We start from the raw sequence: 18,663 nt of genomic DNA, 5'->3' as shown, positions 1-18,663 counted from the left end.
TTTGCAGCTGTTTACTGGCAGCTGCCCGGACGGTACTTGGACGGAATGCCGCCGCTGCACTTCCAGTCAACAGTACCGTTGGCCGAGTTCAAGCTCGCAGTCAGTTCAATGGTTGCACCATCGACGCCGCTACCAATGCTCTGGGCAGTTGCAGTGATCTTGGTGCCATCCCAAGTGACACCACTGACGTACTTGGACGACTGAGCCTCAAAGCCGCTCCAGCTCGCGCCCGGCAGAGTATTGTTCGAAGAAGCGTATTCAGCAACAGCGGTGCGCAGGGCCGAAGCGGCCAGCACGACTTCCGAGACCTTCGACTTCTTGGTGTAATCGGAGTACGCCGGCAGCGCGATGGCGGCCAGGATGGCGATGATCGCAACGACGATCATCAGTTCGATCAGGGTGAAGCCCTTTTGGTTCTTCATGGTGGTACATCCCCAAGATAAGTGGTGGTTGATGTCGGGGGTGGCTGCCGACCGGTCAGAAGGCCGGATGAGCAGGCTGCCCGTCCCCGCGGGTGGATCAACGCAGGTTACGTGCCAATCTCCCATGGCAGCGTCTCCCCGATTTCCCCTCGCCAATGATGGCAGCAATTTCGCGGATGGGAACCCCCCAGAAGCGAATCTGCGATGGACGCGGCAATGTGACGCGGTACGTCACCTTTCGTCTCGCCAGGTCGAAAACCCTGCGCGGCGTCACGCCAGCGGGCTCCCCGGACGGCCCTGAACCAGCTACCATCGCCGGTCAGGATGCCCGCCTGGGGATGGCGGGCCTTGGGGAGCCAACATGTCTGTCAGTCGCAGTGCGATCAAGAAAGAGCCCGTGGCGCGTAGCACCATGGAGCTGCAGCCGTTTGTCTGGGAGGGGACCGACAAGCGGGGTATCAAGATGAAGGGCGAGCAGTTGGCGAAGAACGCCAATCTGCTGCGCGCCGAACTACGCAAGCAGGGGATCAATCCCGGCCAAGTGAAGCCCAAGCCTAAGCCGCTGTTCGGCGCGGCCGGCAAGCCGGTGAATGCCAAGGACATCGCCTTCTTCAGCCGGCAGATGGCCACGATGATGAAATCCGGCGTGCCGATCGTCTCGGCACTGGAGATCATCGGCAGCGGGCACAAGAACCCGCGCATGAAGAAGATGGTGGATGGGATCCGCGCCGACATCGAAGGCGGATCTTCGCTGAACGAGGCGATCAGCCGTCACCCCGTCCAGTTCGACGAGCTCTACCGCAATCTGGTACGTGCCGGTGAAAGCGCCGGTGTGCTGGAAACGGTGCTGGACACGATCGCGTCCTACAAGGAGAACATCGAAGCGTTGAAGGGCAAGATCAAGAAGGCCCTGTTCTACCCGGCCATGGTGCTTGTGGTGGCCTTCCTGGTCAGCACGATTCTGCTCGTATGGGTCGTTCCCCAGTTCGAAGAAGTGTTCACGAGTTTCGGTGCAGACCTTCCGGCCTTCACCAAGATGGTCGTGGGACTATCTCGATTCATGGTTAGCTGGTGGCTGCCCATCGTGATCGTGATCGTCGCTGCGGTCGTTGGAACGATTATGGCCTACAAGCGATCGCCAAAGATGCAGCATGGCTTGGATCGGGCCATTCTGAAGGTGCCCGTGATCGGCCAGATCATGCACAACAGCTCGATCGCCCGTTTCGCCCGCACCACGGCGGTGACCTTCAAGGCCGGCGTGCCGCTGGTGGAGGCACTGGGCATCGTGGCTGGCGCCACCGGCAACAAGGTCTATGGCGAGGCGGTGCTACGGATGCGCGACGACGTCTCGGTGGGCTACCCGGTCAACATGGCCATGAAGCAGCTGAACCTGTTCCCGCACATGGTCATCCAGATGACCGGCATCGGCGAAGAGGCGGGCGCCCTGGACGCCATGCTGTTCAAGGTGGCTGAATACTACGAGCAGGAAGTGAACAATGCCGTGGATGCCTTGAGCAGCCTGCTGGAACCGATGATCATGGTGTTCATTGGTACCATTGTCGGTGGCTTGGTCATCGCGATGTACCTGCCCATCTTCAAACTCGGCGCCGTCGTCGGCTAAAGGTATCAATGGCATTTCTCGACCAGCACCCCGGCCTCGGCTACCCCGCCGCGGCCGCCCTGGGACTGCTGCTGGGCAGTTTCCTGAACGTGGTCATCCTGCGGCTGCCCAAGCGGCTGGAGTGGCAGTGGAAGCGCGATGCGCGCGAAGTCCTGGAGGAACCGGACTTCTATGAGCCCCCGCCACCGGGGATCGTGGTGGAGCCGTCGCACTGCCCGCACTGCAAGCACAAGCTGAGCTGGTACGAGAACATCCCGCTGTTCAGCTGGATCATCCAGGGCGGCAAGTGCCGCCACTGCAAGGCGCCGATCTCGCTGCAGTACCCGCTGGTGGAGGCCCTGACCTCGGTACTGGTGCTGGCCTGCGTCTGGCAGTTCGGCTTCGGCTGGCAGGGCTTCGGTGCCATCGTGCTGACCTGCTTCCTGATCGCTTTGTCCGGTATCGACCTGCGCACGCAGCTGCTCCCCGACCAGCTCACCCTGCCGCTGATGTGGCTGGGGCTGATAGGCAGCATCGACAACCTGTACATGCCGGCCAAGCCCGCCCTGGTGGGTGCGGCGGTGGGTTACCTGTCGCTGTGGACGGTCTGGTGGCTGTTCAAGCAGCTGACCGGCAAGGAAGGCATGGGCCACGGCGACTTCAAGCTGCTGGCGGCGCTGGGCGCCTGGTGCGGGCTGAAGGGCATCCTGCCGATCATCCTGTTGTCGTCGGTGCTGGGCGCCATCATCGGCTCGATCTGGCTGTACAGCCGCGGTCGTGACCGGGCCACGCCCATCCCGTTTGGCCCCTATCTGGCCATCGCCGGCTGGCTGTACTTCATGTGGGGTGCGCCGCTGGTGGAGCAGTACCTGGTGATGAGCGGGCTGCGCTGAGGGGAGTCCCCATGAGCCGCTATGTAGTTGGCCTGACCGGAGGCATCGCCTCCGGCAAGAGCGAAGTGACCCGGCGCTTCGAGGCGCTGGGGATCGTGGTGGCCGACGCCGATCTGGCCGCACGGGCCGTGGTGGCCGCCGGCAGCCCCGCCCTGGCCCGCATTGCCGAGCGCTTCGGCGCCGACATGCTGCTGGCCGACGGCAGCCTCGACCGGGCCCGCCTGCGCGCCCATGTGTTTGCCGACCCGGCCGAGCGGACGGCGCTGGAAGCCATCACCCACCCGGCTATCCGCCTGCTGATGCAACAGCAGTGCGAGCAGGCTGAGAGCCCCTATGCGATTGCGGCCATTCCGCTGCTGACCGAGGTGGGCGGGCGGAAGGCCTACCCATGGCTGGACCGGGTGTTGCTGGTGGATGCGCCCGAAGTCGTGCAGCACGCCCGGCTGATGCAGCGCGATGGTATCGACGCGGCGCTGGCCGACCGGATGATTGCTGCCCAGGCCAGCCGCGCGCAGCGGTTGGCGCTGGCCGATGATGTGGTGGTCAATGATGGGCAGCCGGAGGACCTGCAGGTGCAGGTGGAACAGCTGCATGCGCGGTATCTGGGGCTGGCCGGGGATTGAGGCCGGGTTGCCGGCCAGCGGCCGGCACTACCGAAGTGCATCCACGCATGGCGTGGATCTGGGGATCTGCTGTAGAGCCGAGCCGATGCTCGGCTGCGACCATCAAGCCGAGCATCGGCTCGGCTCTACAAAACGCTCTGCATCCACGCGTGGCGTGGATCTACTCCAGCTGCAGGCGGGCGTAGCGGGCGAGTTCGCGCGCGCCTAGCAGCAGGCCGTCGACCACATCGGGATTGAGCTGCTGGCGCGCGCCGCCCTGCTCTCGCGCGAGTTCGGCGGCGTGCAGCAGCTGGATCAGGGTATTCAGACCGGCAAGCGTGCGGCTGAGGCCGGCCATCGTGGCTGCCTGCGCCGGGCTGGCCCCCTGCACGTCCAGCCGCCGGCCGTCGGCGGCGTCGCGGCCATCCATGCGCGCCAGCAGCGCGGGCAGCAGGTCCTTGGGGTCATCCAGCAGAACTTCGACACGCTCGGCGACGTCGGCAGGCAGCAGGTTGGCCGCATCGCCGATCAGGGCGTGCAGCTGGGGGAACAGCGGGCAGGTGGACATGGTGGAGCTCCTCGCAGTCGGCAGGCCACCTGCAGATGCAAGGTGGCGGACGGTGCGGGTTGGCGTACCGGAGACCCAACAATCAGCAAAAAGACTCCAGCGGATTCTGACGAATCCCCACGCACCGCCCGCCGAAACAAGGCACGCGGTGCATTTTCCACGACAGGCCGACGCCAGCCGGAAGTTTGCTGAATGTTGGTTTTTTTCAGGACGCCAATCCCGGCCAAGGCACCTGCCCCGGCCAGGCCATCAGGCCATCGCCGCACGCGGTGATCTGTAAGGAAATTCCCAAGTGCGGCGCGGGCTTGCCAATGCGTGCGCTGGAACACGCGCGGGGCGCGGCAGCGATCACGGTGGTGTCGTGTTGGGCCTGAGGCCCGATCATCGCGCGAGGGGAATTCGGTGGCACAAGCGACACAGCGCGCGATGCAAGGTCGGCAGGGTTCGTGCCGACCGAGGTCGGCACCACCAAAGCAGGGCCCTTACAGCGGCTTCGGCGAGAACGTCAGGGTGGCGATCACGCCACGCTGGCCACCGGGGCGCACGCTCACCTGCCAGCCGTACAGATCGCACAGGCGGCTGACGATCGACAGGCCGATGCCGCCACCCTGCGAATGGCCGGCGTGGGTGCCACGGTAGCCACGCTGGAACAGCTTGGCTGCGTCTTCCTCGCTCAGGCCCGGGCCGCTGTCGGTTACCGACACCGAATTGGTGCCGACGAACACGCGTACCTCGCCGTCCTGCGAGTACTTCACGGCATTGCCGATCAGGTTGCCCAGTGCCACCGACAGCGCCGCCTCGGGCGCATCGATCACCAGGTTGCGCTCACCTTCCAGCAGCAGTTCCAGCGGCTTGCCACCCAGCTGCGCACGATGCGCGTCCAGCAGTTGCTCGGCCACGCGGGCGACGTTGCTGGTGCCCTGCCCGCGCTCGTTGCGCGACAGCAGCAGCAGCGCGCCGATCAGGTCGCTGCACTGCTGTTCGGCACGCTGGATGCGCTGCAGGCGCTGCAGCACCTTCTCGTCCAGGCCGGGCCGGGTCAGCAGCAGCTCGGTGGCGCCACGGATCACCGCCAACGGCGTGCGCAGCTCATGGCTGACGTCTGCATTGAATTCACGGTCGCGCTGCACCACTTCGGTCAGCCGCGAGGAATAATCGTCCAGCGCTTGTGCCAGCTGCCCCACTTCGTCGTCGGGGAAGCGCGGCGCGAGCGGTTCGGGATCGCTGGTGCCGCCACGATAGGCACGCAGCCGCGCGGCCAGATCCGACACCGGCTTCATCACCTTCGAGGCCGACCACCAGCCCAGCACCAGCGACAGCACGCTGAACACCAGCACCGACAGCACCAGCGCGCGGTTGAGCTGCTTGCCGCCGCGCACGCTGTCGGTCATGTCATAGGCAAGGAAGAACCAGGCGTCGGGCGTCTTGCGCACGGCCAGCTTGTAGGAGTACGGCTCGCCGTGCTCGTCACCGCTGACGCTGTGGATGCCATCGGAGAAGCCCGCCCACTGCGCGCGTTCTTCGCGCACCCGGTCGAACTTGTCCTTCGAATAGGCATAGGCCCTGATCTGCAGCACCGGTGCGTCCGGGTTATGCCCGGGGTGCTCGTAATAGCGGCGCGCATACTCGTCGATGTTGCGGTTCATCAGCTCTTCCACCAGCTGGTTTTCCACGCGCAGGCGGGCCCAGTTGGTGGCGAACGCGAACAGTGTCGTCAGGCAGAAGCCCAACAACACGAACGAAACAATGATGCGGCTGCGCAGGCGCCGCCGATAAGGCGTGCGCCGGCGCTCCCCCTTGGTTGCCACCGAATCAGGCTTCCGGGGTGGCGATGCGGTATCCGATGCCATGGCGGGTCTGGATCAGCGGCACTTCAAACGGCTTGTCGACCACCGCACGCAGGCCATGGATGTGCACGCGCAGGGAATCGGAATCGGGCAGTTCTTCGCCCCACACACGGGTTTCCAGTTCCTGGCGGGTCACCACGGCCGGGGCCGCTTCCATCAGCGCCTGCAGGATCTTCAGTGCGGTCGGATTGAGCTGCAGCAGCTTGCCCTGGCGGCGCACTTCCAGCGTATCCAGGTTGTATTCCAGATCGCCGGTTTCCAGCACGCGGGTCTGCACGCCCTTGCCGCGACGCGACAGGGCGTTCAGACGCACTTCCACTTCCTGCAGCGCGAACGGCTTGATCAGGTAGTCGTCCGCGCCGGAATCGAAGCCCGCCAGCTTGTTGTCCAGCGAGTCGCGGGCGGTGAGCATCAGCACCGGGGTCTGCTTGCGCGCTTCGTTGCGCAACTTGCGGCAGACCTCGATGCCGTCCATGCCTGGCAGATTGAGATCCAGCACGATCGCGTCGAACTCGTGCACCACGGCCAGGTGCAGACCGGTAACCCCGTCAGCCGCGAAGTCCACGGTGTGGCCCCGGTCCTCCAGGTAGTCGCCCAGGTTGGCCGCAATGTCGCTGTTGTCTTCGATTACCAGGATTCTCACTGTCACCTCTTAATTAAAAATCGCTTGTATTCATGCGTGTGCCGAGACGTTGGGCCTGCTGCAACTGGTTATCGCTCTCTTCTCTCTTGCGATTCCGTTCGGCCACCGTCATGCAACTCGTCTGTGGCCGATTGGAACCCACAATCCGTTCGCGCCTGCATATTAGACGACTATCTTCACGCGCCTGTGTCAAAACTGTGTTCACGATCTGCTGGTCATTGAACACTTGGGTTCGTGTCGATTCAGGCATGCTCGCCGCCTCCGGGAAGCGTTCCGAAGCCGATCGCAGGCGTCCCAGCACCTCGCGCACGCGGCTGCGCTCATCGGGTTTGAGCTCCGAATAGGTCTTGCCATCATTGATATCGGTCTCGATCCGCTCGACTTCTGCCAGCAGGGGCTTGCCCGGCCGGATCACCGCGGCCTTATCGTTGCCCGCCCATGCAACGGAAGACAGAGCGGCGCAGGAAAGCAGGCACGTCAAGAGCAATCCATGTTTCATGGCAAACGTATCCTTGTTCGAATGTGAATGCCGACTGTATTGACGTCCCTTCATATGAGCAAGTGCCGCTCGGGAAGAGGAAACCGGGAGCTGGCCCTCACGGGCGCTGGATCGCCATAAAAAAGACCCAGGCGGTCCCCGCCTGGGTCTGAAGTCGTATCCCGATACCGATCCTGCTGAGAGGCAGAGCTGCGGTTCGCTGAAGGCTACGCCGACGCCGATTAAAGGCGTGTTAAAGCCGGCCTCATTTGCCCATGAGAATTTCAAGTGATTGATTAATCATGGCTTTTTTATCTTCTCGACGTGCTCGATGATGCGCGTGGCCACATCCACCCCGCAGGCGGCTTCAATGCCCTCCAGCCCTGGCGTGGAGTTGACCTCCAGCACTAGCGGCCCGCGCGCGGAGCGGATCAGGTCCACGCCACAGACCGACAGGCCCAGCGCCTTGGCCGAGCGCACCGCCACCTGCTGTTCGGCGCGGCTGGCCTTGGCCGCCACCGCGGTGCCGCCGGCATGCAGGTTGGAGCGGAAGTCCCCTTCCGGCGCCTGGCGCTGCATCGACGCCACCACTTGGTCACCGACCACGAAGCAGCGCAGGTCGGCGCCCTTGGCTTCGCCGATGAACTCCTGCATCAGGAAATTGGCATACAGGCCCCGCAGGGCCTCGACGATGCCACGCGAAGCACTGGCCTTCTCGGTGAGGATCACCCCCCGTCCCTGGGTACCTTCGTTGAGCTTCACCACGTGTGGCGGCGGGCCGAGCATGGACAGCAGGTCGACGGTGTCATCCGGGTTGTCGCCGAACACGGTGACTGGCATGTCGATGCCCTTGGCGGCCAGCAGCTGGTGCGCACGCAGCTTGTCGCGCGAACGCAGGATCGCGTCGGAGGGGTTGGGCGTACGCGCCCCCATCAGCTCGAACTGGCGTAGCACGGCGGTGCCATAGCGGGTGATCGAGGCACCGATGCGCGGAATGACCATGTCCACGCCGGTCATCGGCCGGCCCTTGTAGTGCATCGAGAAACCATCGGCGGCAATGCGCATGTAGCAGCGCAGCGGGTCGAGGATGCGTACGGTGTGGCCGCGCGCGCGGGCCGCCTCGACCAGTCGGCGGGTGGAGTACAGGGAGCTGTTGCGGGACAGGATGGCGAGCTTCATCGCGGCAGGATCGGACGGCAGGCGCGCAGCATAGCGCGGGCGTGTGGCGGGTGGATGATGCCCTGCGGCGTGGCTTGACCGGCAGCGGGCGGCACACTGCGCGGACCTGTTCAGCGCGCATGGAGCGGCCGATGGCGATCACCGTGTTCCCACGATTTTCCGAGGTGGACGTGCTTGGCCACGTCACCAACACCGCCCTGCCCGTCTGGTTCGAGGAAGGCCGCCAGGAGATCTTCCGGCATTTCAGCCGCGAGGCCAGCATGCGCGACCTGACGCTGATCCTGCGTCGCTACGAGATCGACTTCCTGCAGCAGATACAGGCCGGGCACGAAGTGCGCATCGAGACCCGCATCGAGAACATCGGCCGCTCCTCGCTGTCGATCGTGCAGCAGGCGTTCCAGTTCGAGGCCCTGGTGGCCACCGGGCGCTGCGTGATGGTGCATTTCGACTACACCGCCAACACCTCGCGCGCCATCGATGCAGAGCAGCGCCGGGCGTTGTCCGGGCTGTTTACCGAGGAGTATGCGCAGCGGGTGCAGGCGGCAGGCGCATGAGCCATCCGCACTCGGTACTGCCCGCAGCCCATTTCCTGAGCTTTTCCAGCGCTTTCCCGGCATGCATCGACAACGCATGCCGGAACCTCCTTGTTCGATTCAACGCTGTCTAACCTGTGACTGACGTCCGCTGATCCGCGCGGGGCAGGCGCAGCGAGAAGCGTCCTTCGCGGACACGCACGGCCAGTGCGGTTTCCCGCCATTCCACAGGCAAGGCGAGTGCCGTGTGTGGCGTGGGGATGCGTGTGATCGCGTCGAACGTCCAGTGTTCCTCATAGGCGTCGCAGCGAAGCGTTCCGTCATCGCCAGCCTCGATCACATCGATCCAGGCCCCACTGCGGGCCTTGCCGCTGCCGCCCGTCGCACGGCGGCCAATGGCCTGCCAACGCCCCTGCCAGTGGACGAGCCAAACGCCCTCGATGGGACGCAGACCCCCATCAAGCACGCTGCCCGCCACCACCACGCATCGTCCGGACGGGCTGGCGATCACCGTCTCCAGATCGCAGGCGTGACGGTCACTGGGCTCGCCATCGAGACAGAGCGCGTACGGGCAGATGCGCGCGAACAGGGTCGGATGCGCGGTCAGGCGCAGATCGTCGGGCAGCAGCGGGATGGCCCGCAGCACCCGGGCATCCGGCAGGACATGCCGCAATGCCTGCGGCAGCCCGGCGGCCAGTGCGGGATGCTCCGGTTCCAGCCATAGACCCCGGCAGGGGCGCAGCGTGCTCGATCGGCAGGGAAGATCCCGCAACCACATCGCGGCTTCGGCATCCCCGCCAAGCTGCCGGCGCTCGTGCAGCTCCTGCCAGAACAGGCTGGGAACAATCGCCAGCAGGTGCATCACCCTCTTGTCCGCTTCGTCGTAGACGATCACCGCTTCGCTGCGATCAATGTAGCCACTGGCCACACGCAGCGCGCTTCCCGCCAGCGTCTGCCACTCGCCACTGGCATCGTGGCTGCCTCCGGTGGATACGCCCTCGACAATGGCGCCATCGCGCAGCATCTGGGTGCTGTAGGCCGGCCCTCCCATGCCCAGCTCCCCCCAATCCAACAGGACATCATGCGTGGGCGGGCGTGTGGCAAAGGGCAGCGTCGCCCGCGAGCGCAGCAGTGCGCCGCCTACGGCATCGCCGACCAGATCGAAGCGCTGCAGCACGCCGCCCACTGCAAGGCACGCGGCCAGGGCGACAACCACGCCCAGCGGCGACCACCAGGCCACGCAGATGGCGACCAGGACCAGGAACGGCAGCCACTGGGTGAAACGGCGGAGGGCGATTCGATCAACGGTCATGCGGGCAGGGTGACTGCGATTGCGCACCATTCAAACCTTCAACGCGGTGCCAGGCAATGGGGGTCGAACCGGCATTGCCGCTAGACTTTGGCTGATGATGGAAACGATGACTGCCGTGAACCGCCGGAATCTGCTGCTGGACGTACTACCGCGATGGAGAGCGCTGGCCAAGGATCCGGGAGTACCGCGCCGCATGCTTCGCCTACCGGACTGGCAGGCGGACTGGAACGCGGGCATGGCCCTGCTTGCGCGTCATGCGCGCAATGGCGGTGAACCTGCGGAGGAGCCGCTGCAGGGGTATGCGGCGCTGGAACATGCCTACGGCTGGGAAGCGGTTGCCCAGTCCGGCAGCAACCTGCTGCTGAAAGGCATCGACCGCGGCTTCGCCCCCACGGCATTGCAGCAGATGCATGCCGACGTGACAGAGCTGTGGCTGGAACACGCACGTTTGCTGGCGTTAGCCCGGGACAGCCTGCAACAGCAAGGCCACGACATCGCGATGGCCGCGCCGTTGCAACCGCGCACAACGCAGCACTACGAATACGCACTACAGTTGTTGTCACTGGGCGTGCTGCTGGATGCGCAGGATCGTCTTCCGGCGCTGGTGGAGCAGGTGCTCTGCTTCGAAACCGACCGCGTGCTGGACTACCTCAGCGCGCCGGCACTCGGCCTTGCCGAAGCCAGCGATGCGATATTCCATCCGCGCCCGTTCGCCGAGCTGTTCGCGCCATTGCGCGACGGTGAAGCGTTCGACCCTTCACTGCTGGCCGGCTACCTGCAGGTGCAGTACCGCGACTTCTTCCTGCTGTCGCCCAAAGCCCAGAAGCGGACCCGACGCCTGACCGGACCGAATGCCTGGGGTTACTGGGCGCTTGAGGTAGCAGCGCTGGTGGTGCTGTATGGCGGCGACGATGCCGCGCTGCGCACCTGCCCGCACTACCCTTCCGACTTGGTGGACTTCGCCCGGCGCTGAGTCAGGCGCCCGGCAGACCGGATATGCCGCCGAATCGATTCTCCTCCTCGTTGCCCGGCAGCAGCATGACCGGGAAGAGGACGAATACGCCCAACGGGATGAAGGCGATCACGACGTACCAGCCAGACTCGTCGATGTCATGCAGTCGTCGAACGGCCAGGGCCAGCATCGGCGGAAGGAGGACGATGACCGCGCAGACCGTCATGCCCCACCCCAGCATCCGGAACGGCTCGAAGGCCTCGCCATCGAGCAGCACGGTGCCCGTCAGCCAGTATCCGCCGTCCATCAAGGTGTAGCTCGCTGCCACCACAAGCGCAGCAGACAGGGAGTACGACCAGAACTCTTTCCGGTTGGATCGCCCTGAAAAATCAAAGCAACGCCTGAGGGGCAAAAGTGCGGGGATCATTCGCGCTCCGGGCAGCGGACGATGGGTCAACGGTTAACGATCTTTTAGCATCCCCAAGCCCAGCACCAACTGAACCCTGCGGCCCGACGGGCCCGGCAGACAGCGGAGGTTGCAGGAGCCCGCCGCGTCAGCCGCGCAGCCGGAGACGCAGCGCAAACTACCGCGCATTTTCATAGGCGTGGGCATTCTGAATCGAATCACTGGCTTGCAGCAGTGGCGGATGGGTCGAATTCCAGTTTTCCAGAATGGCGCCTCTGCTAGCGTCACTGCTCACTCATGGATTCGAGGTTTTGAATGGCTGCGATTTCTTTTCCGCTGATGCTCGCACTGCTTTCCGCGCAGGCCCCGATGGCCGCAAACGCAGAAAGTGACTACGCCAGAGCCGCAGCAGCATCGATCGGGCCGGGCATCTGCGACCCCGGCATGGACATGCTGCCGAACGGCGGAGGCGTGGTGATCCGGCGCTGCGGCAAGAATGGTACGGTCGCGGGCGTTGGCAGCAATATCGATGCTGCGACGGCCAACACCAATGGCTTCCTTGCCGTCGCCGAGGAAGGTCCCGTCTGCAGTGTCTTCGCGCGCGACCCCTATGTCAGCCTCCGGGCACCGGGTGTCGGCATCAAGGCGCAGTGCAGTTCCACGCCGCTTTCCGCCTATGGCATGACGACCACCACTGCGGGACAGAACGTGCTTGAGCTGGCCATCAACCTGGCGGCGACCCAGGCCTGGTGCAATGTCGACTACTACAATGGTTCGGCGCATGGCTATAAGTATCCCTACACCTGCAACCGCCCGGGCCAGTCCTGGAGCGTTGCCGGTCTTGGCTCCAGCGTCGACGATGCAAACGCAATGGCAATGCGGCTTGTGAAGAAATCTTCCAAAACCGGTACGCACTGCTATTTTGACAACGCCCAGTTGAATGGCGTCGTCTTCCGCGCATACCTGCACTGCAACGGATCGACCTATACCGGTTTCGGGAGTTCCGTCACTGCCGCGGCCAAGGACGCCGCTGCGCAAGCGGGCGCATAAGCCGCTTCGGGCTGTGGTTCGGAAGAGCCACAGCCCAACACTGGGGAAAGAGATTCCGGCGCTGCTGCCACACGCTGGACCTGGGTGTGGTTCAACGAGTGCGCCGCGTCTGCCTGGGGTGAATACCCATGGAGACATGGAGCGGGCGATGGGAATCGAACCCACGTCAGTAGCTTGGGAAGCTACAGCTCTACCATTGAGCTACGCCCGCATTGCGGATGAAAGTCTATGCGGAGCGGCCGGTGTTGCGCAATGGTGGCCGCCGCACCCGCCAGGCATCGCCCGGCGCTGCCGTGCAGGCATCCCAGGCACCTTGCGGTGCCCGGGATGTTGCATTCATCAGAAGCTGCCACCCACGGTGGCGAAGATCGTCGCGTCACGGGCGCGCTTCTGCGCAGCCGTGGTGCTCAGGCCAACGTTGCCCTGCAGGCCAAACAGGTCCATGCGCGCACCCAGTACGGCGGTGGCGTAGTTCTTGTCGAAGTCCAGGCCCGGCACGCGGTAGCTGCCCAGTTCCGGCAGAGTCTGCAGCCAGGCGCTGGCCTGCTTGGTGTCCTCGAACTCGTGGTCGTAGGTCACCTGCACGTAGGGCTTGACGGTGCCGCCATCGAAGCGGGCCTGCCAGCCGACGCGGCCGACGGTCGAGTCGACGTTCTGGCGGTCGTAACCCAGCGCAGTGGCCATGGTGCCGGCGGTGGCGCTTTCGGTGTAGCCGTCGATCTTCACCTTCTGCCAGATCACCGAAGCGATCGGGCCGTGGCGGAAGCCACCTTCGGTGCCGAACTCGTAACCGGCATTCAGTGCAGCGGTCAGGTTGCTGCCATCCGGCGAACCACCATGCTCACGGGTGGCCGGGCCCAGCTGGACCTTGCGGTTCACGTCATACGACAACCAGGTGTAGCTGACCTGGCCGTTGACCCAGACGCGGTCGCCATACCAGGCAGCGAACAGGCCGGCGGTGGTGTCCTTCTGGGTGAAGTCGCCACGGCTGTTGCCGAAGTCGGCACTCATGCGGCCGAAGCCGGCGAAGCCGCCGACCACCACACCGTTGCGTGCCCAGTCGACACCGAACAGGCCGGCCGGCGCCACGCCGTCGTACAGGTCGGCGTGGTCATAGCGCTGCATGTCACCGCGCACGCCACCCCACCACGACAGGCCATCGGCCGGACGGGCGCCCAGGTGGTTGCTGACCTGGTCGGCACGCGAACGGCCGACCGTCTGTGCCGAGTGGCTCAGCACCTGCTGCAGGCGCGGAGCCTCCAGCACCGAGACGGCGTACTGGCCCAGCAGCTGGTGACCGGTCACGGTGGGATGCACGCCATCGGCGAACAGATAGGTCTGGTACGCATCGGGGCTGACGTAGGTCGTCGGGTTGCAGCCGATGATGCTGCCCGTGGTGTTGGCCGGGTTGATCTTGCAGGCGGTGCCGGTGACGTTGGTGAAGCCGTACATGCCCGGGTTGGCGGTCACTTCACGCAGGATGCTGAAGGTATCGAGCGGAATGAACTCGATGCCCGCCTGCTTCAGGCCGCCGTACAGTGCCTTGTTGTAGCCCACCGACATGGCGGTGGCGGCTGCCGCGTTGGGGCCGCGGAACTGCGGGGTGATGCCCACGTCCGGCAGGTTCGGCACCAGCACGTACTGGGCACCGGCCTGCTTCAGGGCGCCGACCAGCGCGATCTGGTCGGTGACCGCCGCGCCGATGATGCCCTGCACCTGGGCCGGCGACGCACCCGCGCCGGCAGCACCGGCCGCGGCGAACAGGTCGTTGGCGCCGCCCCAGACGGTATACAGGGCATTACGATCAGCCTTGCCGCCGTTTGCGGCCAGGTAACGGGCCGCCTGCGACTTCAACGACGGGATCGCGCCAAGGGCACCACCGCCTTCAACCGACACGCGGGCACCGCCGACAGCGTAGTTGTCGCCGTTCTGGCCGTTGCCGTTGGGGTCCTTGTTGAGGCCGTAGTAGTTGGCGACCTGCTGCGACCACACCCAGCCCGGGTTGGTGGTGAACTGGCCGGAGAGCCCCTGGGTGGCCTCAGGCAGCAGCGGGCGGAAATAGCCGGCGTCGGTGAGGCTGTCGCCGAAGAACACCGCCTTGGAATACGGACTTTCGCCTGCCATGGCCGGCAGCGCGGCGAGTGCGATCGCAGCCGCCATCAGGGAGCGGATCGGGTGTTTGCTGAGCTGCATCTAGGAACTCCTGTGGGGTAAATAGGTTGGAATCCGGCGCACGTACGCCGGCGCACGGTCAATGGTTTCACCGCGCCGCCGTTTGCTCACGCTGCGCCGCCGCATGGATTGTCGCCTGATCACGCCGGAACCCGCTGTGCTGGAGCTGGCGCCCGGTTCAAATTGCAAACGTTCCGATCTCGACGGGCTATCAGCGACAATGCAGGGATGAACATCCAGCTCAACGGCGAACCCCGCACCCTGCCCGCCCCGGCGACCCTCCACGACCTGCTCGAGGCCGAGCAGCTGCTGCAGCGCCGGGTGGCGGTGGAGGTCAACGGCGAGATCATCAGCCGCAGCCGCCATGGCGAGCACGTCCTGGCCGAAGGCGACATCGTGGAGATCGTGCACGCGCTGGGCGGGGGCTGAGACCTGCGCGGGTTTGCCGGCCAGCGGCCGGCACGCCATTGCGTGATCCCATCTTCAGGCGGATAGGCGATAATCGCGCCATGAACGTTCATGTCTCCCCCGATTCGCTGGTGATCGCCGGCAAGACCTATGGCTCGCGGCTGCTCACCGGCACCGGCAAGTTCAAGGATCTGGAAGAAACCCGCCTGGCCACCGAGGCTGCAGGCGCCCAGATCGTCACCGTGGCCATCCGCCGCACCAACATCGGGCAGAACCCGGGCGAGCCCAACCTGCTCGACGTGCTGCCGCCGGAGCGCTACACCATCCTGCCCAACACCGCCGGCTGCTACACCGCCGAAGACGCGGTGCGTACCTGCCGGCTGGCACGTGAGCTGCTGGACGGCCACAACCTGACCAAGCTGGAAGTGCTGGGCGACCAGAAGTCGCTGTACCCGGACGTGGTGCAGACCCTCAAGGCCGCCGAACAGCTGGTCAAGGACGGCTTCGAGGTGATGGTCTATACCTCCGACGATCCGATCCTGGCCAAGCGCCTGGAAGAGATCGGCTGCGCTGCGGTGATGCCGCTGGCCGCACCGATCGGTTCGGGCCTGGGCATCCAGAACAAGTACAACCTGCTGCAGATCATCGAAGACGCCAAGGTGCCGATCATCGTCGACGCCGGCGTGGGCACCGCCTCGGACGCGGCAATCGCGATGGAGCTGGGCTGCGACGGCGTACTGATGAACACCGCCATTGCCGGTGCACGCAGCCCGGTGCTGATGGCCAGTGCCATGCGCAAGGCGGTCGAGGCCGGCCGCGAGGCGTTCCTGGCCGGGCGCATCCCGCGCAAGCGCTACGCCAGCGCCTCCTCTCCGGTGGATGGGCTGATCGGCTGATGACCAATCCTTTCGACAGCGCCGGTTCCAAGGCTCCGCCCAAGCCCTTCACCGTCAGCGAAGGCCGCCGCGAGGTGCGCAGCTTCGTGTTGCGCCAGGGGCGCTTCACCCCCGCCCAGCAGCGCGCGTTCGACGAACGCTGGCCGCGCTTCGGCATCGATTACAACGGCCAGCCGCGTGACCTGGACGCCACCTTCGGGCGCCCGGCGCACAAGGTGCTGGAAATCGGCTTCGGCAACGGTGCCGCGCTGCGCTTCGCCGCCCAGCACGACCCGTCGCGCGACTACATCGGCATCGAAGTGCACGCGCCCGGCGTGGGCCGGCTGCTGAACGCGCTGGCCGACGACAACGCCGACCACGTGCGCCTGTACCACCACGATGCGGTGGAAGTGCTGCAGAACGAGATCGCCGACGGCGCGCTCGATGAAGTGCGCATCTACTTCCCGGACCCGTGGCACAAGAAGCGCCACAACAAGCGCCGCCTGCTGCAGCCGGCGTTCGCCGAGCTGCTGGTGCGCAAGCTGCGCCCGGGTGGCCGCCTGCACTGCGCCACCGACTGGGAAGACTACGCCGAGCAGATGTGGGACGTGCTCGATGCCACCGCCGGCCTGGTCAACCGCGCCGGCCCGCGTGGCAGCGTGCCGCGCCCGGCTTGGCGCCCGCAGACGCACTTCGAGACCCGCGGCCAGAAGCTCGGCCACGGCGTCTGGGACCTGCTGTACGACCGCACCTGACGATCGCCTGAGGACGCCGCGCCCCACATGGATACCGCGCTGACGCTGACCAACGACATGAAGCTCGTGCTCGGGCTGGTCGGCTTCACGATGGCGATGTTCCTGTTCGAGCGCATCCGCGCCGACGTGGTCGCGCTGGTGGTGCTGGTGGTGCTGGGTGTCACCGGCCTGATCGCGCCGGAGGAAATCTTCGGCGGTTTCTCCGGTAACGCGGTGATGAGCATCATCGCCACCACCATCCTCGGTGCGGGCCTGGACCGCACCGGGGCGCTGAACCGGCTGGCGGCCTGGCTGCTGCGGCGTGGCCATGGCGTCGAGCAGCGCTTGCTGATGATGACCACGGCCATCGCCGGCCTGAACTCGTCCTTCATGCAGAACCCGTCGGTGATGGCGCTGTACCTGCCGGTCGCCTCGCGACTGGCGGCACGCACCGGCCTGACCCTGCAGCGCCTGCTGCTGCCGATCTCGGCGGCGATCGTGATGGGCGGCGCGCTGACCATGGTCGGCAACTCGCCGCTGATCCTGCTGAACGATCTGCTGGCCTCGGCCAACAACAACCTGCCCTCGGGCCTGGCCACCATCGAGCCGCTGCGCATGTTCGCGCCGCTGCCGATCGGCGTGGCCCTGCTGATCGCCTCGCTGCTGTACTTCCGCTACTACGGCGACCGCAAGCTGATCGAGGAAGAGAACCTGGTCAACGACGGGGTCACGCCCGCACGCACCGAGAGCTACTTCGCCAAGACCTACGGCATCGAAGGCGATGTGTTCGAGCTGGTGGTCAGTGCCGAAAGCCCGCTGGTGGGCATGACCCTGGGCGAGGCCGAGAACCTGCACGATGCCCCGCTGCTGCTGGCCCTGAAAACCGGCAACGACACCCGCCTGGCGCCGCCAGCGGAAATGCGCATCTGGGTCGGCAGCGTGCTCGGTGCGATGGGACCACGCGAGCAGATCAACGATTTCGCGCAGAACCAGTTCCTGCGCATGTCTTCGCGCCTGAAGCACCTGGGCGACCTGTTCAACCCGAGCCGTGCCGGTATTTCCGAGGCGGTGGTGCCGCCGACCTCCAACGTGATCGGCAAGAGCGCCGCCGACCTGCGCCTGCGCAAGGAGCGCGGCATCAGCCTGCTGGCGATCAACCGCGACAAGCAGGTGATCCGCGAGGACGTGCGCGACGTGCAGCTGCGCGCCGGCGACATGCTGGTCTTCCACAGCATCTGGACCGATCTGGCGCAGGCCGCGCGCAGCCGTGACTTCGTGGTGGTGACCGACTACCCGACCGGCGAGCAGCGCCCGCACAAGTTCAAGATCGCGATGGCGATCTTCGCGCTGACCATCCTGATCGCGCTGACCAGCAAGCTGCCGGTGGCGCTGACGCTGATGACCGGCGTGGCCGGCATGCTGCTGACCGGCGTGCTGCGCATGGACGAGGCCTATGCCTCGATCAACTGGAAGACGGTGTTCATGATGGCCGGGCTGATTCCACTCGGCTGGGCAATGGATTCCAGCGGTGCGGCGGCATGGGTAGCCGGCCACACCATCGACAAGCTGCCCACCGGCATTCCGATCTGGGTGCTGGAAGTGGCGCTGGCGCTGTTGACCACGGCGTTCTCGCTGGTGATCAGCCATGTGGGCGCGACCATCGTGATGGTGCCCATTGCGGTGAACCTGGCGCTGGCGGCGGGTGGCAACCCGACCGCGTTCGCGCTGATCGTGGCGCTGTCCGCGTCCAACAACCTGATGACGGCCTCCAACCCGGTGATTTCGATGATCACCGGTCCGGCCAACTACACCCCGCGCGAGATGTGGCGGGTCGGCGGACCGTTGTCGCTGATCTACACCTGTGTGGTGGTGTTGATGATCAACCTGATGTTCTGACGGTTGGGTTTGTTGGCAGGGCTGCGCCCTGCACCCGCCGAAGCCGAAGCAACAGCAACAGCAACAGCAACAGCGTGCATTCCGTGGGATGGC

The 18,663-nt window shown here is 65.4% G+C and carries 19 protein-coding genes and 1 tRNA gene; 10 read left to right on the top strand and 10 right to left on the bottom strand.

Features of this window, described 5'->3' with window-relative positions:
* Positions 1-11 precede the first annotated feature (11 nt).
* A complete protein-coding gene (locus ARC63_RS22075) occupies positions 12-422 on the bottom strand; it encodes a pilin (RefSeq protein ID WP_057504393.1) in 411 nt (136 codons plus the stop codon).
* Between the two features lie 361 nt (positions 423-783).
* Between ARC63_RS22075 and ARC63_RS22070 the strand changes: the two genes are divergently transcribed.
* Genes ARC63_RS22070 through coaE form a run of 3 tightly spaced genes read left to right on the top strand, consistent with a single transcriptional unit; the run spans position 784 to position 3,538 of the window.
* Entirely contained in the window at positions 784-2,043 is a 1,260-nt protein-coding gene (locus ARC63_RS22070; RefSeq protein WP_057504392.1) for a type II secretion system F family protein, read from the top strand.
* Positions 2,044-2,051: 8 nt separating this feature from the next.
* Entirely contained in the window at positions 2,052-2,915 is an 864-nt protein-coding gene (locus ARC63_RS22065; RefSeq protein ID WP_032128827.1) for a prepilin peptidase, read from the top strand.
* A gap of 11 nt (positions 2,916-2,926) precedes the next feature.
* Positions 2,927-3,538, top strand: a complete 612-nt coding sequence (gene coaE / locus ARC63_RS22060) for a dephospho-CoA kinase (protein WP_057504391.1) — start codon at positions 2,927-2,929, stop codon at positions 3,536-3,538.
* Between the two features lie 160 nt (positions 3,539-3,698).
* Here coaE and ARC63_RS22055 read toward each other — a convergent pair whose 3' ends face one another.
* The 5 genes from ARC63_RS22055 to rimK all read right to left on the bottom strand — a co-directional run bounded on the left by ARC63_RS22055 (position 3,699) and on the right by rimK (position 8,232).
* On the bottom strand, positions 3,699-4,085 hold the full coding sequence (locus tag ARC63_RS22055; RefSeq protein ID WP_057504390.1) for a hypothetical protein: 387 nt from the start codon (positions 4,083-4,085) through the stop codon (positions 3,699-3,701).
* A 482-nt stretch (positions 4,086-4,567) separates the two neighbouring features.
* Complete coding sequence (locus tag ARC63_RS22050; RefSeq protein ID WP_032952284.1) at positions 4,568-5,935, bottom strand: sensor histidine kinase; 1,368 nt, start codon at positions 5,933-5,935, stop codon at positions 4,568-4,570.
* A complete protein-coding gene (locus ARC63_RS22045) occupies positions 5,898-6,575 on the bottom strand; it encodes a response regulator transcription factor (protein ID WP_005410804.1) in 678 nt (225 codons plus the stop codon). Before ARC63_RS22045 ends, ARC63_RS22050 begins: the two co-directional genes overlap by 38 nt.
* A 13-nt stretch (positions 6,576-6,588) precedes the next feature.
* On the bottom strand, positions 6,589-7,074 hold the full coding sequence (locus ARC63_RS22040) for a hypothetical protein (RefSeq protein WP_057504389.1): 486 nt from the start codon (positions 7,072-7,074) through the stop codon (positions 6,589-6,591).
* 279 nt (positions 7,075-7,353) lie between these two features.
* The gene (rimK, locus tag ARC63_RS22035) at positions 7,354-8,232 is read right to left on the bottom strand and encodes a 30S ribosomal protein S6--L-glutamate ligase (protein WP_005418651.1); all 879 of its coding nucleotides are present in this window, start codon (positions 8,230-8,232) and stop codon (positions 7,354-7,356) included.
* Positions 8,233-8,363: 131 nt separating this feature from the next.
* Here rimK and ARC63_RS22030 point away from each other — a divergent pair, with 131 nt between their 5' ends.
* Positions 8,364-8,786 carry an acyl-CoA thioesterase gene (locus ARC63_RS22030; protein ID WP_057504388.1) on the top strand — a complete coding sequence of 141 codons (423 nt, stop codon included), beginning with the start codon at positions 8,364-8,366 and terminating at the stop codon, positions 8,784-8,786.
* Positions 8,787-8,895: 109 nt separating this feature from the next.
* On the opposite strand, the gene ARC63_RS22025 is transcribed toward ARC63_RS22030, so the two are convergent.
* Positions 8,896-10,077, bottom strand: a complete 1,182-nt coding sequence (locus ARC63_RS22025) for a hypothetical protein (protein ID WP_228354733.1) — start codon at positions 10,075-10,077, stop codon at positions 8,896-8,898.
* 94 nt (positions 10,078-10,171) lie between these two features.
* Here ARC63_RS22025 and ARC63_RS22020 point away from each other — a divergent pair, with 94 nt between their 5' ends.
* Entirely contained in the window at positions 10,172-11,050 is an 879-nt protein-coding gene (locus ARC63_RS22020; protein WP_338141136.1) for a PoNe immunity protein domain-containing protein, read from the top strand.
* A 1-nt stretch (position 11,051) separates the two neighbouring features.
* Here the strand turns inward: ARC63_RS22020 and ARC63_RS22015 are convergent, their stop codons facing one another.
* A complete protein-coding gene (locus tag ARC63_RS22015) occupies positions 11,052-11,456 on the bottom strand; it encodes a DUF805 domain-containing protein (RefSeq protein WP_019336442.1) in 405 nt (134 codons plus the stop codon).
* A gap of 294 nt (positions 11,457-11,750) precedes the next feature.
* Here ARC63_RS22015 and ARC63_RS22010 point away from each other — a divergent pair, with 294 nt between their 5' ends.
* Positions 11,751-12,485: a hypothetical protein gene (locus ARC63_RS22010; RefSeq protein WP_057504386.1), complete on the top strand. Its 735-nt coding sequence runs from the start codon at positions 11,751-11,753 to the stop codon at positions 12,483-12,485.
* Between the two features lie 137 nt (positions 12,486-12,622).
* Here ARC63_RS22010 and ARC63_RS22005 read toward each other — a convergent pair.
* A tRNA-Gly gene (locus ARC63_RS22005) sits at positions 12,623-12,696 on the bottom strand.
* A gap of 128 nt (positions 12,697-12,824) precedes the next feature.
* Positions 12,825-14,678, bottom strand: coding sequence for an autotransporter domain-containing esterase (locus ARC63_RS22000; protein ID WP_049454768.1), 1,854 nt, complete (start codon positions 14,676-14,678; stop codon positions 12,825-12,827).
* Positions 14,679-14,885: 207 nt separating this feature from the next.
* Here ARC63_RS22000 and thiS point away from each other — a divergent pair, with 207 nt between their 5' ends.
* From thiS to ARC63_RS21980, 4 genes are all read left to right on the top strand, one after another.
* The gene (gene thiS, locus ARC63_RS21995; protein WP_057504385.1) at positions 14,886-15,086 is read left to right on the top strand and encodes a sulfur carrier protein ThiS; all 201 of its coding nucleotides are present in this window, start codon (positions 14,886-14,888) and stop codon (positions 15,084-15,086) included.
* 80 nt (positions 15,087-15,166) lie between these two features.
* Positions 15,167-15,961, top strand: a complete 795-nt coding sequence (locus tag ARC63_RS21990; protein ID WP_010481470.1) for a thiazole synthase — start codon at positions 15,167-15,169, stop codon at positions 15,959-15,961.
* Complete coding sequence (gene trmB, locus ARC63_RS21985) at positions 15,961-16,695, top strand: tRNA (guanosine(46)-N7)-methyltransferase TrmB (protein WP_057504384.1); 735 nt, start codon at positions 15,961-15,963, stop codon at positions 16,693-16,695. Before ARC63_RS21990 ends, trmB begins: the two co-directional genes overlap by 1 nt.
* 27 nt (positions 16,696-16,722) lie before the next feature.
* Positions 16,723-18,570 (top strand): SLC13 family permease, encoded by a 1,848-nt coding sequence (locus ARC63_RS21980; RefSeq protein ID WP_057504383.1) that lies wholly within the window; start codon positions 16,723-16,725, stop codon positions 18,568-18,570.
* Positions 18,571-18,663 lie beyond the last annotated feature (93 nt).

Source organism: Stenotrophomonas geniculata ATCC 19374 = JCM 13324 (assembly GCF_001431625.1).
Taxonomy (GTDB): Bacteria; Pseudomonadota; Gammaproteobacteria; order Xanthomonadales; family Xanthomonadaceae; genus Stenotrophomonas; species Stenotrophomonas geniculata.
The sequence above is the reverse complement of the archived record's forward strand: the minus strand, read 5'-3'. Positions and strand labels throughout refer to the sequence as shown.

Excerpts from the sequence above, each read along its gene's own strand:
- ARC63_RS22065 (WP_032128827.1), top strand. The coding sequence starts at position 2,052 with ATGGCATTTCTCGACCAGCACCCCGGCCTCGGCTACCCCGCCGCGGCC.
- ARC63_RS22050 (WP_032952284.1), bottom strand. The coding sequence starts at position 5,935 with ATGGCATCGGATACCGCATCGCCACCCCGGAAGCCTGATTCGGTGGCA.
- rimK (WP_005418651.1), bottom strand. The coding sequence starts at position 8,232 with ATGAAGCTCGCCATCCTGTCCCGCAACAGCTCCCTGTACTCCACCCGC.
- ARC63_RS22020 (WP_338141136.1), top strand. The coding sequence starts at position 10,172 with ATGATGGAAACGATGACTGCCGTGAACCGCCGGAATCTGCTGCTGGAC.
- thiS (WP_057504385.1), top strand. The coding sequence starts at position 14,886 with ATGAACATCCAGCTCAACGGCGAACCCCGCACCCTGCCCGCCCCGGCG.
- ARC63_RS21980 (WP_057504383.1), top strand. The coding sequence starts at position 16,723 with ATGGATACCGCGCTGACGCTGACCAACGACATGAAGCTCGTGCTCGGG.
- trmB (WP_057504384.1), top strand. The coding sequence starts at position 15,961 with ATGACCAATCCTTTCGACAGCGCCGGTTCCAAGGCTCCGCCCAAGCCC.
- ARC63_RS22025 (WP_228354733.1), bottom strand. The coding sequence starts at position 10,077 with ATGACCGTTGATCGAATCGCCCTCCGCCGTTTCACCCAGTGGCTGCCG.
- ARC63_RS22010 (WP_057504386.1), top strand. The coding sequence starts at position 11,751 with ATGGCTGCGATTTCTTTTCCGCTGATGCTCGCACTGCTTTCCGCGCAG.
- ARC63_RS22075 (WP_057504393.1), bottom strand. The coding sequence starts at position 422 with ATGAAGAACCAAAAGGGCTTCACCCTGATCGAACTGATGATCGTCGTT.
- ARC63_RS21990 (WP_010481470.1), top strand. The coding sequence starts at position 15,167 with ATGAACGTTCATGTCTCCCCCGATTCGCTGGTGATCGCCGGCAAGACC.
- ARC63_RS22030 (WP_057504388.1), top strand. The coding sequence starts at position 8,364 with ATGGCGATCACCGTGTTCCCACGATTTTCCGAGGTGGACGTGCTTGGC.
- ARC63_RS22040 (WP_057504389.1), bottom strand. The coding sequence starts at position 7,074 with ATGAAACATGGATTGCTCTTGACGTGCCTGCTTTCCTGCGCCGCTCTG.
- ARC63_RS22000 (WP_049454768.1), bottom strand. The coding sequence starts at position 14,678 with ATGCAGCTCAGCAAACACCCGATCCGCTCCCTGATGGCGGCTGCGATC.
- ARC63_RS22070 (WP_057504392.1), top strand. The coding sequence starts at position 784 with ATGTCTGTCAGTCGCAGTGCGATCAAGAAAGAGCCCGTGGCGCGTAGC.
- coaE (WP_057504391.1), top strand. The coding sequence starts at position 2,927 with ATGAGCCGCTATGTAGTTGGCCTGACCGGAGGCATCGCCTCCGGCAAG.
- ARC63_RS22015 (WP_019336442.1), bottom strand. The coding sequence starts at position 11,456 with ATGATCCCCGCACTTTTGCCCCTCAGGCGTTGCTTTGATTTTTCAGGG.
- ARC63_RS22055 (WP_057504390.1), bottom strand. The coding sequence starts at position 4,085 with ATGTCCACCTGCCCGCTGTTCCCCCAGCTGCACGCCCTGATCGGCGAT.